General features: G+C 57.1%; 11 protein-coding genes. 6 read left to right on the top strand and 5 right to left on the bottom strand.

Annotation, left to right across the window (positions count from 1 at the left end):
- Positions 1-106: 106 nt before the first annotated feature.
- Positions 107-766, top strand: coding sequence for a hypothetical protein (locus OLZ32_RS31160; protein WP_264424291.1), 660 nt, complete (start codon positions 107-109; stop codon positions 764-766).
- 391 nt (positions 767-1,157) lie between these two features.
- On the opposite strand, the gene OLZ32_RS31155 is transcribed toward OLZ32_RS31160, so the two are convergent.
- Entirely contained in the window at positions 1,158-1,901 is a 744-nt protein-coding gene (locus OLZ32_RS31155; RefSeq protein ID WP_264424289.1) for a ParB N-terminal domain-containing protein, read from the bottom strand.
- A 1,054-nt stretch (positions 1,902-2,955) separates the two neighbouring features.
- Between OLZ32_RS31155 and OLZ32_RS31150 the strand changes: the two genes are divergently transcribed.
- The 3 genes from OLZ32_RS31150 (at position 2,956) to OLZ32_RS31140 (ending at position 5,150) form a co-directional block, all read left to right on the top strand.
- Positions 2,956-3,678 (top strand): hypothetical protein, encoded by a 723-nt coding sequence (locus OLZ32_RS31150; RefSeq protein WP_264424327.1) that lies wholly within the window; start codon positions 2,956-2,958, stop codon positions 3,676-3,678.
- A 100-nt stretch (positions 3,679-3,778) separates the two neighbouring features.
- The gene (locus OLZ32_RS31145; RefSeq protein WP_406649085.1) at positions 3,779-4,132 is read left to right on the top strand and encodes a hypothetical protein; all 354 of its coding nucleotides are present in this window, start codon (positions 3,779-3,781) and stop codon (positions 4,130-4,132) included.
- A 178-nt stretch (positions 4,133-4,310) separates the two neighbouring features.
- Positions 4,311-5,150: an AbiJ-NTD4 domain-containing protein gene (locus OLZ32_RS31140; RefSeq protein ID WP_406649086.1), complete on the top strand. Its 840-nt coding sequence runs from the start codon at positions 4,311-4,313 to the stop codon at positions 5,148-5,150.
- A 54-nt stretch (positions 5,151-5,204) separates the two neighbouring features.
- On the opposite strand, the gene OLZ32_RS31135 is transcribed toward OLZ32_RS31140, so the two are convergent.
- Complete coding sequence (locus OLZ32_RS31135; RefSeq protein WP_264424283.1) at positions 5,205-5,837, bottom strand: recombinase family protein; 633 nt, start codon at positions 5,835-5,837, stop codon at positions 5,205-5,207.
- A 392-nt stretch (positions 5,838-6,229) separates the two neighbouring features.
- Between OLZ32_RS31135 and OLZ32_RS31130 the strand changes: the two genes are divergently transcribed.
- On the top strand, positions 6,230-6,772 hold the full coding sequence (locus OLZ32_RS31130; RefSeq protein WP_168313621.1) for a hypothetical protein: 543 nt from the start codon (positions 6,230-6,232) through the stop codon (positions 6,770-6,772).
- Positions 6,773-6,914: 142 nt separating this feature from the next.
- On the opposite strand, the gene OLZ32_RS31125 is transcribed toward OLZ32_RS31130, so the two are convergent.
- Positions 6,915-8,015, bottom strand: a complete 1,101-nt coding sequence (locus OLZ32_RS31125; protein ID WP_264424278.1) for a DUF6538 domain-containing protein — start codon at positions 8,013-8,015, stop codon at positions 6,915-6,917.
- Between the two features lie 566 nt (positions 8,016-8,581).
- Here OLZ32_RS31125 and OLZ32_RS31120 point away from each other — a divergent pair.
- Positions 8,582-9,607 carry a porin gene (locus OLZ32_RS31120; protein WP_003546916.1) on the top strand — a complete coding sequence of 342 codons (1,026 nt, stop codon included), beginning with the start codon at positions 8,582-8,584 and terminating at the stop codon, positions 9,605-9,607.
- 100 nt (positions 9,608-9,707) lie between these two features.
- Here OLZ32_RS31120 and OLZ32_RS31115 read toward each other — a convergent pair whose 3' ends face one another.
- Together OLZ32_RS31115 and OLZ32_RS31110 are read right to left on the bottom strand one after the other, a co-directional pair.
- Entirely contained in the window at positions 9,708-10,604 is an 897-nt protein-coding gene (locus OLZ32_RS31115; RefSeq protein ID WP_017990895.1) for an alpha/beta fold hydrolase, read from the bottom strand.
- 65 nt (positions 10,605-10,669) lie between these two features.
- Entirely contained in the window at positions 10,670-12,745 is a 2,076-nt protein-coding gene (locus OLZ32_RS31110; protein WP_264424276.1) for a lytic transglycosylase domain-containing protein, read from the bottom strand.
- Positions 12,746-12,813 lie beyond the last annotated feature (68 nt).

The following is a 12,813-nucleotide window of genomic DNA, read 5'->3' as shown; positions in this document are numbered from 1 at the left end:
AATCCGTCGTCCACAGACAGCTGTGGTTGGGCATTCAGATGATTCCAGTTGATCATCAGAATCATTAAGGAAAAGATCAAGCAACTGTCTGGCGCAAGAAGTGATTATGAAAGCAGATCCCGCCAATGACTCGGTCGATGGAGATCTTACGATGCGCGAGCTGGATAAGATTTTTACTCAACATGATCGCTATAATATGTTTTACCTCCCATATCCTCACCCGCTTATGAACGACTTGTATCTTTCGCACAGCGGGGACAATGAGCGAGGCTACACGAAGACCAAACAGCTCCTGCGACGTCGGTCGGGCACACAAGGTTGGAATCAAGTTCTTTGGAGTGTCGGTCTCAGTTGGGAAAATACTCAAGATGAAGATTATGACTTCGTCTCAATGGAAGTGCCCGACACGTCGACGGCTTACAAGAGGGGAAGACGATTCCCCGCCAAAGAAATTAGGTTCAAGCTTGTCGGATCCTGGGCCTCGGACGGACAGGAACCAGAGCGGGCGGCCGGCGAACTGGCCGTGTTGAGAGCGCTCTATCGTGTGCTTGATGAGTCGTCCGCCTCTCTCGAAAGTTGGTCAAGTTCACCCTATGATATGCTCGTACACTGCTTTCGTTGTCGTCATGAAAATGTCATCGAGCGGTCTATGCTGCGACGCTTCATGCAGCAAGGGCTGCTACTAGATGCGGTGATGAATCGCTTAACCTGTCAGAAATGTGGTCAACGAAAAACAAGGTCCATTCCAGTTCCCACAAGGGCATAGCGCAAGTCATGCGATCAATCGCCAACGATCTTCGCTTCCGGGCCGTGGTCTTATAGGCCGTCGTAGGCTGCAAAGTGACGCCAACGATCCATCACCACAGGGTCAGCGAAACACGCGTTCATGATGGCTTGACCCCTCGCACAGTTGTTGTCGTGGGCTGCGGGCTGCACCCTACGATCTCTGGTCTGCTCTTTGTGGTGGTGGTCCTTCTACAAAGAAAGAAGGCCCGGATTGCTCCGCGCCCTGTTTAGATTGCTGGTGGTGGTCGGGAATAAATTGAGGCGAAAGCCTGGTATGCGCTGCTCAGCAGGGGATTGAGGGTGCCCGTGTCGTCCCCGAGCGGCTAATTAGCCACTTTCAGTATAAGTCTTTGAAATACAACGAAGTGGCTTCAGAAATCAGAGCATACCTCGGGCCAGTCCCGTTTTCCAGTGACAAGCTCGGACACCTCGGTAACGACTGCGGCTGCATCGGTCAGGACGGTCAGGGCCTTCTGGTTGTCTTTCATCGCCCGCATGCAGGCCATGTAGGCGCTCATCGCAGCACGTGCACCATTAGCGTATTCCTCGTCCATGTCGGGCAGCCCCACGCCCTCTGCATCGGCATTGCCGTGTTCGAGGCCGCTACCGTTCATCGCCCGATAGATTGCTGGAAAGTCCGACAGCATCCATTTCGGAAGTTGGTGTCTGGACACAATACCGTTCAGGTCCTTCTCCATTTCCCGGGCAGACTTCACCGCGTTGCCTCTCCCTGTGCGGTGCTTGCCTGCCCTGATGTAGGCTCTAAAGACGTTACGTTTATCAACACGCGATAACGGCAGGCCGTGTCGCCTATTCGCCTCTGCGGACAACCATGGTATTTCCTCAGGCCCCGCTGGTGCGACGATAACCGCTTGGATTTCACGAAGGCTATTGCGTTGGGCGGCATGGACACGGTGCCAACCATCCACCAGTATGAAGCCCTTGGCCTTGTCGGCGGCATCAACACTCGCGACTTTGATCGGGACAAACTTCTCCCCGCCACGCATCAGTTCGGCATAGTGCCGGACGGTCTTGAAGCACATCTGCTCCCGAATTTGGTTGTCTGGTAGTAGCACCAACGCATCCAGAGAGACCGTGATCACCTCCTCGGTCACTGAGGGATTCTCGCTTCATCAACCGTCGGCATCGCGTCCGGTCCGTCTCTGCGGTCATCTTTGTGGGCTGCGGCACGTGCGGATGCCATGATATCACGCTGAAGCTTCCGCCGTTTCTTTAGCGCCTTGGTGGTGTTTCGTGGTCTGTAAGTGTTCATATGTCCTCATTGGTTGTCGATGGTTTCGGAGGTGGTCAGTGATCTATGCTCAAGGTGGGCGGATACCGATTCCGAGACACACGGTTCGGAATACTTGAGCGCAGCGGCCTCTGATGCTCGCTGATTCAGTGCATGGAACTGCACAAGGTGCACCTCCAGCCGGTCCAATCCGTGAGGATCAGATCAGACCAGCGAGATGCTGCTTCTACAGTTCTTAGTGCGGTGCATGCCAGGGGGTGGGCTATTCGACCATGGGCATGCCAGGGGAAGGGGTATTCGGCTGTTGCCTACTAGACGACAGGTTATTCGACTTCATCGCGCCGGAGGGCCTGAATCGCCTTCACCATGCTAGGGGACCACTCATTCATCCGTGGACGTGCCAGTGGAAGGGGTATTCGGCTTGCCTACTAGTCGGCAACCTATTCGACCGCGATGTGCCAGGGGAGGCCCTATTCATCCGTGGACGTGCCAGGGGTCACCATATTCCGGCGAGACGCCATTCACCCATTGATCCGCAGGAAAGTTTGCTCAATATGCTCGGTTGATGGCATGACAAATGCGCAACCAAAAGGGGCAGGGGATGGATGAGAATCGGTTCGCGAAGCTAGAAGCAGGGATGCGCCGCGCAGAGAGGAAGGCCCGACCAATGAGTGAGAAGGTAGATGAAGTGAAGGGGTGGCTCGGGGCCGCGTTTATCGCGTTCGTCACGTTCTGTTTCATCTTCGGGCCACTCGTGGGGCCCCGGGCTCCGTAAGGCTGCTTGGCGATACCGTCGTGGGGCAACGGTCGCGGTGGTAAATGCTAGGGGGCACCTATCGTGCTAGTGGACCACCTAACCGACCTCATGGTGCTGGTGCGTCGGTTGGGTGTCGGGTTGATTGATTGGGAGTGTGGCAATGAGGGGTGCAGACGACCAAGTTGTTTTTGACGCGTTGGTTGCCGCGTATCCCGAAGCTAGGGACGACGGCAATTTGTTCTCCAGAGTGGCGGCCGATGATGAGAGCACTGTTTGGGGAAAACTTCGAATGTCTCTGCAGGCACACAAGGTGTTTGGTAAGGGACGACACGTGTTCGCAGGAGCGCATCAGCTTCAGCTGCATCCAGTGTTGGTCTCGGAACACTTAGGCCGTCCGCTTAAGCGACGCGGACCAGAGGACACACTGAGATGGCTTCACGAAATCTATTCAGTAGAAGAGATTGTGTCGCGCCGATGTGCGGAATTGCTGGGTGTCAAACTCGACCATGAGATGAAGTTTTCGAATGGAGTTCGGATTGTTCCGTTCGAGGACATGCGGGCGTCTTACCATGCCGATCAGCTCAAGTATCTCTATGCCGCCCCGCAGCCACTGATCAGGTACGAACCGCAAGACATTGTCGGGATGTTCGAAACGGTGCCTCTGAGGTTTTCGACAGACCACAAGGCCCACAAGATCGACTACTCGGCATTTGCAGAAGTAGCACTCGGGATTACCGTTGCTGCGGATGCTGCTCCGGTAGTGGGGGTTGGCGTGGAGCGAGTACGAGAACACAGACTATGCGGATGCCGAGTACGGATGGTCGCAGATGCCGCCACGTTACGAAGGTCGACCTCCACGATACCAAACCGTAACATTACATGACGGACATGCCGGCCTGATCAATCGCTTTTTGTCGCTCGATGGCGACGCAAAGACGGCCTGTAGCATCGCAGCTAGTAGGCTGAACTCGGCCCGAAGACGCATGGAGCCAGCGGACAGTGCGATCGATCTAGCGACAGCCTTTGAAGCACTCTTGGCATCTAGCGATGAGAAAACAGAGATCAACTACCGCCTCAAACTTCGCGCTTCGCTGCTACTCGGAAGCGAATTTGAAGACCGCTCGCTAATATCGAAACACATGGGACAGCTGTACACGCTGCGCAGCAAAGGTGTCCACGGTGGTAGCTTGGCCGGTAACAGTTCCACAACACGAACCACTGTGGACTGGGCTGAGAAGGCTTGCCAGCAGCTACTGCGAATGGTTGTAGAGGCCGGTCAACTTCCGAACTTGAAGAAACTAGAACTCACTGGAAACACCCTGATGGCATTTGGCTGATGCGGTCGTCGGTCACCGTAGTCGCGTTAAAAGCAACCTATTCCAACTGAGGTTCGCGGGAGAGTGACATGCGTAATCTGTGGGCAATACGGTTAGCAAGGCTGACGTTCGGTCACCCAGAGTTGCGCGAATCGGCGGCGTCTTTCATCATCGCCGATGCTTATCTGTATGGTGCGCCATGACTCCCTTTGACAGGTCTCAGATATCTTTCGAACAGGCGGAAGGTTTTCAGCCACTGCCGGCGCAAATGGCGCTGAAGACGGTGTCCGCTGTCTTGCGGGCGCGATTCTGGGACGAAGTTTACAGTCGAGTAGAGCAAGAGCAAAGCAAGCAACTACTACGCAACAACCTCGGGACGATTTGGGGGCAGCTCTATCGCGACTTTGTGGTGAAGCGGCTCGGGCGTTTCGTCGATGATGTTGGTAGAGACCGGGACTCCCTTGTTAAAGCCATGAGGCCCGTGTTCGAGCGCGGACGCTACCATGAGGTACTGGGCCTCGTGGAGTGGCTTGCGCGGCATTGCGAGGACCCGACGCTAGCCACGTCCTTTGCACGTCTCATGGAGCAAGAGCGCTGCGCTTATCGACTGTTGGAGGGGTCGGTGGTCCCAATATCCTCGGAGGAGGAGGGGCAGGCAGTTTATGCTGCATTGGATGCAATGAGCCGTCCTGGGCTGGGTGGCGCACGGGCGCATCTACTAAAGGCAGGTTCGTCGCTGACAGCGGGTGGATATGCTGACAGTGTCAGGGAAAGCATTCATGCTGTTGAATCCGTTGCGCGGTCGCTTACAGGAGAGGCTAGCCTTCAGAAAGCACTGACAGAGATAAGCAAGAACCACCCGATGCATCCTGCCCTGCGGAGCGGGTTCAACAACATCTATGGCTATACCAATGACGCAAACGGCATCCGTCACCCAATGGTTGGCGACGAGGCAGCGATGGTCGGTGAAGCAGAGGCTATCTTTATGTTTAGCTCCTGCGCCGCATTCGTGACCTACCTCGTCAACGTAGCCAATTAGCTGGTGATCCGAGCGGCTCGAATGCCGTCGTTCAGCCACCTTGTCATGCTTACCTCAGATTGCTTCACGCAGCCGATTGGCCACCTTCGCCACGGTCATCCGACTGACGCCTGTCGCCTGCTGAACATCGGTCCAGCTCTTGCCGGCCTTGAGCAGCTCAGCGACAAGCTCGTTGCGTTTGGTGTTCTCCGGTTTGCCACGGTATTTCGCGGCCTTCTCGGTGGGATTGGCCATGATCTTAGCAACACCCTCCGCAGCGCGGCGTCGTCTGTCCTCGTAGTCCTTACGGCTGATGGCTGCGAGCATATCGAGCATCATAGAGTTGAGGGCATCGAACATGCGACCGGTGAAATCATCGGCCTTCACCATGATGTACGATGTCGGTAGGTCCAACGCCACGACCCGGATACGCTTTGCCGTCAGCAGGGCTTTGAGTTTATCCCAGTCTGCCGCCGTCAATCGGCTCAGTCGGTCAACCTGCTCGGTCAGCAGAATGTCACCTTCGTGGGCCTGATCAATAAGCTCGAACAGTTTCGGTCGCTCAAGCGAAGCACCACTGGCATTCTCAACGTACTCCGCAGCGATCTTAAGTCCGTGCTGGTCGGCAAAGTCTTTGAGGGGCTGTCGGGCTCGTGATGCATCCTGCTCGTTGGTGGAAGCGCGAAGGTAGGCTCGAACGAAGGTCATGGCGATCTCTGGTAAGGTTGAACTGGTAAACCCCTACATGGTAAGTTTAGACTAGTCAACTTATTTGTTGCGCCTTACCGAAAGACCGGTCTGTTAGGGTAAACCCAAAACGTACCAGCAGTTACGCCTCCTTTGGGGATTGCCTACTCCGACAGGCAGACTCGCCCTCAGCACATTTGCCTAAGCCACTTCTTTCTGCGTATTCGAGATTTTGAAGGGCGACGGACAGCGATTCCAGCTTTTTCCGACCCCATAAGATTCTCTCAATGCGGGCGCGAAGATTATAAATATCTCACTGAGCGGTTGTCGTCATGGCAGCGCTGGGCATAAAAAGGCTATAAGAGGAAATTTCTACGCTCCCCCAAAAAAGAAGACTATTTCAAGAGGCATTCATGAAAGGTTCGACTAAGCCGAAGAAATTGCGGGTGTCCTTCGCGATTTTTATTTGCTCCTGGTTTTTGCTTGGCTATGTTTCGTCGGCTGTGGTGATCGGTTCCAATTTCATTCCATCTGCCGAGTGGTTGGCATGGACCAATCCTCTACGTGTCATTGTGGGCTCCCTATCCGCCGCGCTTTTTGTCTGGATTATTTGGAAAGGCGCTGGAATGAGCAAACTGAAGCGCGTCCTCGGTGTCATAGTCGGCCCGTTTTTGGGTTATTTTATGGGAGGCAGTATCCTGTTCATTTGGCCGTTGCTGCTCCCAGTGATCGCAGGCGATGAAGTTGCGCTTCCGTTCACGGTACATGGACTAGCCGATCGCTTGGGAAAGAACTGCTACTCTGCGGTGATGTTGGAGGACACGCCTTTTCTTGTCGGCCGAGTGTGCAACGTCCCTGATGACATCAGATCACGCCTGTCACCGGGCATCGGCGTCTTCGTACGCGGCTGGGGAACGCGTCTCGGGGTGTACGCGCATGACTTGAGCCTGAACTGAACGCACCTCGCTTCGCGAAGTTGGCCGCAGCTCGTCGGCCCCCGGCCACCCTAGTGGAGAAGGAGGGGTACCCCGGGGGAGCGGCGCGTTTGCCTATCTAATCATGCCCTGGAAAAGATTTTTGCCGAAAACATAGCGGCGTCTAATCTCCGTATCCGTACCGTGTCATAAGGTTGGAAACCTCGTAGTACCAGAGCGCCTTGGCTGTGAGCCAACAACTCAAACCGGTGTCCGCCCACTCGTCCGCGACATCCTGCCGAGCCGTCTCCGATGTGGCCTTAGCGAAATCGTATTTAATGTGCTCGACGATCTCTCTGACCTTAGGCTGCACCTCGGTTTCCCTATAGAACGCCTTGGCAGCCAGACGGGCCTCTCGTTGCTCTGGGGTCTCGTTGGCGTAGTACGCCGCCCATCGCTCCTGGGCTCGCTCCGACCACTTGGCCTTCTGGGCCGCTGTCGGCTCGGGTCGGACGTAGCTCTCCCTGTACGCCTTCTGACGGGCTCTGCGCTCTTCCTCGGTCACCCGTGTCATCTTCTCAGGATCGAGAAGTTGGGCTGCTACGTACTTCCCCGCCGTCTTACGGTTGATGTCCTTGATCGTGTGGCCGGCCGCCTTGCACCAGGCCGTAAACCTGCCGAGGATGCCCCGATAGTCCAGCGTCGACTTGGGTGCCAAGTTGATTTCCTTCAGCCAGACCTCGACATAGGCGTCCACTTCCTCCTCGCCGGACCACGCCTTATCGAAAGCACCTTGCAGGCTTGGCTTGCGCTCTAACGCTTCGCTACGCTCCAGGGCGATGTTGGCTATCAGCCACCGTTGATCTTGATCCTCTTCCGCGCGGAGGGCCTCCCGCAGTTGCTCGGCCTCTAGTACTACCGACGCCTGCTCATCAGAGACTTTGCGGCCACTTCGGATATCTGCAAAGAGGTCCTGTAGCTCCCTCTCACGCCTGTCGCGCCACTTACGAGCCGTCACGAGGTCACCGGTCTCTGTGGCTTCCACGTAGTTCTTCCGGCCTTTGAAGTAGGCGCGACACTCTGCAGGGATGCCAATCTTGAACTGGTACGTCTTGCCTTTCAGACGGATATGCCTGTTCGGCTTGCCCCTGAATCCCGCCATGAAACACCCGCTTTGCCTGTTTGTGCCAACTGTTTGTGCCACGTTTACAGGAGATTGATGAGTAAAATCAATAGGCTCAACGGGTTGGGTTAGGTTGGCGGAGCTTCCCATCTTCTCCGCCATTCCGATTTCCTGAGCATGTGTCGATCTTTAGTTTCCGGCAGGGAATCATGTTCGCTTGGTCGGCTATGCCTTTGGCCGGATGAGCGAGAAAAATCTCTCTGCCTCGAGTGAGAGAATCGTCTGCGGGAATCACCTCCCGCGCTCACGCCCAGCAAGTGGCGAAAGCTGGATTGGTGCACGTTCGGTTACGCTTCCTGTAATCATGAATCCCCCGCAAGAGCCGCATTTTGTCAAAAAAGTGTCACGAATGTGTCGCAACGCGCATGTCCAATTCTTTGTTGACCGGACCTAAGCCTCCGCAAAATCAGGCTTTTCTTAACAAAGCATAAAGGAAATCGAGGCCGGTTGCCCGACTTGTGTCCTTTCAGCAACAGAATGTCGGGAAGGCTCCCCTAAATCCCTCATCTACACAAGTTGGTGATTGCGTGACGGCTTCCGTCTTGTATTTTCAGCGTCGGAAGCAAGGGCGACTGATCGTCCACTTCTTGAAACACGGGGATGGGGCAGGGAACGCTGATCAGCGAAAGATCCCAAACCCGATCGAAACTTTGAATTGGAGGTCATTTATGAACATCAAGAGCCTTCTTCTCGGCTCCGCTGCTGCTCTCGCAGTAGTTTCCGGTGCTCAGGCTGCTGACGCTATTGTTGCTGCCGAGCCGGAACCGGTTGAATATGTTCGCGTCTGCGACGCTTACGGCACCGGCTACTTCTACATCCCGGGCACCGAAACCTGCCTCAAGATCAACGGTTACATCCGTTTCCAGGTCAACGTTGGCGACCAGGTCGGCGCTACGGATGATCGTGGTAACGACTCCGATTGGGATGCCGTTACTCGCGGTCAGGTTCAGTTCACGGCCAAGAGCGACACCGAGTATGGTCCGCTGACTGGCGTCATCGTCATGCAGTTCAATGCTGACAATGCCACCGATCAGTCTGCCAAGCTCGACTCCGCTTACCTCGACATCGCCGGCTTCCGCGCTGGTCTGTTCTACAGCTGGTGGGACGATGGCCTCTCCGGCGAAACCGACGATATCGGTTCTCCGGTAACGCTGCATAACTCCATCCGTTATCAGTACGAAACCGACGCCTTCTACGCTGGCATCAGCGTCGATGAACTCGAGGACGGCTACTACAAGGCGGACGAAGAACCCAACAACGTTGGCGTTGCAGTCGGTCTCGGCGGCAAGGCTGGTGCATTCAGCTACCAGATCACTGCCGGCTACGACGTCGACAACGAAGACGGCGCTGTCCGTGCAATGGGTACGGTTGACATCGGTCCCGGTACGCTCGGCCTCGCTGCCGTATACGCTACCGGCCCGAGCTCTTACTACACCAAGGCCGAATGGGCTATTGCTGCCGAATACGCCATCAAAGCGACCGACAAGCTGAAGATCACCCCCGGTGTCCAGTACTACAGCAACTACGGCATCACTGATGACGACTTCGATAACGGCGATGCCTGGAAGGTCGGTCTGACGGTTGATTACCAGATCGTCGACAACTTCTACGCCAAGGCTTCGGTTCAGTACCTCGATCCGGAAGATGCTGACGACTCCACGACGGGCTACTTCCGCCTGCAGCGTTCGTTCTAATCTGATCTGACTTCGGTCAATCAGGAAAGCCCGGCTCTCGAGCCGGGCTTTTTGTATTTGAAGGAAAGGCCCATCGTGCTTGCTGACCAATTTCGTGAGGTTATCGGCAGGTGACGAGAAAAGCTCGAATTGTCGTGGGGATATTCCCGAGATGCAGGAGCGGGGCATGTCCTTGTCCTTCGGCAGCATGAAGGATTAGCCGCGAATGCCGCCGTGCCATTTCGCCGGCGGTTTCCTGTGAAAGCAGCGACGTATTTTCACCGCGGATCAGCATGAGCGGCAACCGGCTCAGGCTTTCGAATTGCTCCCAGAGATCAGGCAACGGCTGGCTGAAATCGATCGATTTCAGTGCCTCTGCGATCGCCGGGTCGAAGTCGGCGACCGGCCGTCCACCGATATCGCGATAAAGGGCAAGCGCCATCTCGCGCCAATCTTCCTCTGCAAGCGCGGCAAACGACGCGCCATGATTTTCCTTCAATATATCGGCCGCCTCGTTCCAGTCCGCCGGCTTCCTGCCGCTGTTGAGGTAATCGCGGATCCGCGCCAGACCCTCAGCCCCGAGCACTGGCCCGATATCGTTGAGGATGACGGCTTCGAGAAGGTCCGGCCGCATCACCGCGATCAGATGCAGGATCAGCCCGCCGCGCGACGTGCCGATGAAGATCGCCCGCTCGATGCCGAGCGCCGCGCAGGCGGCAATGACGTCGCCTGCCTCGATGGCGAGATTGTAATTCGCCTTGTTGTCATCCCAAGCCGAGTTTCCCCGTCCGCGCGAATCGAGCGCAATCACCCTGCGAGGCATTGTTGTGTCCCGGGAGAGAAGCAGAGCAAGCGGATGAAAATCCCGCGTATTGCGGGTCAGGCCGGGCAGGCAGATCACCGGCAGCCGTCCGGCAGTTGCCGCCTGGTCTGGCTGGTAGTCGCGGGCATAAAGCCTCAACCCATCAGAAGACGTACAAAATCGTTCCTGGAAACCGCCTGCATCCATATCCGGCATCGCATCCCTCAAGACCTGTTTGATCCCGAAGATGTAGCTTGCTTTTCAAGCCGCGCCAAACGGCTTCAGGAGGCGCTGCGTCCGCCGATCAGGTCGCGCTCGATATCGGTGGGTTGGCCGAGACGGGCTTTATAAACTTCGTAATTCTCCATCACCCGCTGCACATAGTTGCGCGTTTCGGGGAAGGGGATGCGCTCGATCCAGTCGACGATCTCGTCGATCGGCCTGCCGCGCGGATCGCCGTATCGGCCGATCCATTCCGGCACCCGCTTCGGCCCGGCATTATAGGCAATGAAGGTGAGGATATAGGAGCCGCCGAAGGCGTTGATCTGCTCGCCGAGATAATGAGCACCGAGTGTCGCGTTATAGCCGGCATCGGCCGTCAGCTTGTCCTTGGAAAAGGCGATGTTGTGGCGCTTTGCCACCGCCTGGGCCGTTCCCGGCAGGAGTTGCAGCAGGCCGCGCGCGTTCGCCGCCGATATGGCGGCCGGGTTGAAGGCGCTTTCCTGCCGCGCGATGGCATAGGCAAGCGCCTTGCCGGAGCCCGTTATATTGGCGTTCGCCGGGATCACGCCGACCGGAAAGGCAAGCGCTGCGACATCGATGCCGCGTCCATAGGCGATCTTGCCGATCTGCAGCGAGAGATGATGATCGCCGGATTGCTCGGCCCGTGCCGCAAGGACAGCCAATTCACCGGGGCTTTGCAGTTGATCGGCGAGCGCGAGATAGAGAATGGCGGCCCGCCGTCCATGGCCGGTGGCCTCCAGCCGGGCGATCGCCTGCACGGCTTCGCGTGCCTGGAAGCGCTGCCGGTCGGCCGTGCTCGGTGCGGGATAGGTGACATTAAGCGTCTTTCGCCCCAGCCTTTCGGCCGCCAGTTGTCCATAGAAGGTGCCGGGAAAATTCGCGGCCTTCGCATAGAATTCGCTGGATTTGCCGGGGCCTCCGGCCTCCGCTGCTCGTCCCAGCCAATACCAGGCGCGTGAAACCGAGATCGGTCCGTTTGATGTCTGGAGGATCTTGCGGAAATGTTTTTCCGCCGTTGCCGGGTCCCGCAGGCCGCGAAGCGCGTACCATCCGGCATGGAATTCAGCCTCGACGATATCCGTCGGGCTCGTTGCGGCGTAGTTTGCGACGATGCGATAGGCAGGCTTGAACTGTCCCTGGTCGACGAGACCACGGCTGATGATGCGCTGCTCGTTCCACCATTCGCCGGAATTGACGAGTTCGCTACGCTCGGGCGGCATCTGCTCCAGAAGCACGGCGGCTTCGGCATACTTGTCTTGCTTGCGCAGATATTCGATCCGCGCAAACAGGAGGCCGGCATCGCCACGCCATTTCGCATCGACGGCGTTGAGCAGCGCGCCGGCATTGCCGGCTTTGGCGTCGACGGCAGCCCAGGCCATGTAAAGCGACTGCGCCTGGCCCATGTCTCCGAAGCGCTTGGCCTGCGCCACCCGGCCGCGATACATCAGATAGTCCATCCGAGCCTTATGGTCGGCAGGCGTCAGCAGCGCGGAAAATTCGATGAGGATCTTGTCCTCGGTCGCCTTGTCGAGAGCCTCTCCGCGCCAGACCTTGCGGATATATTTTGCCGCCTGCGCCTGCTTGCCTGACGCAACCAGCGCCCGGCCGAGAATGACGGCGCCCTGCATCGTCTCGGGCGCGGTATCGCCGAAGGCGGCGAGCACGGCGGAAGGGGCAGGATTTTCGTCATAGATCGCCCGTTCGGAATAGGCGCGCAGCCGCGAAAGACCCGGCCAGCTCTTGAGCTCTTGCGCGGCGCTGGCGATTTCATAAGAAGGAACACCCTTCAATCCCGAAACGGCGATCGCCCAGGTGAGGATATGGCGGTCGAGCGTCCCGTCGCGCATGCCGTTGCGGATCGAAAGTGCCAGCTGCGGGTCCTTGTCGGAAAGCGCGTCGAGGCCGGCTTTCAGGTCGCCGTTGACGGGCGCGATGGCCGGATTGGGCGGAATGGCGCCTGTCGTGATCGATTCCGGTATGGCTGTTTCGGGAATGAAGCCGAGCGGCTTGACGGCAGGCATGGGAGTGCTCTCGCCGGGAAGCGGCGACGCAACACTGCTCCACGCGGCGGCAATCAAGCCGAAGGCGGACAGAATCAGGACAGCTTTCTTCATCCGGGATCTCGCAACGAAAACACGCCCTGCCATTTGGCTAGAGGCATCTTAACGAAACCTTACCGTAC

This window comes from Rhizobium acaciae (genome assembly GCF_025941625.1).
GTDB classification, from domain to species: Bacteria; Pseudomonadota; Alphaproteobacteria; order Rhizobiales; family Rhizobiaceae; genus Rhizobium; species Rhizobium acaciae.
The sequence above is the reverse complement of the archived record's forward strand: the minus strand, read 5'-3'. Positions and strand labels throughout refer to the sequence as shown.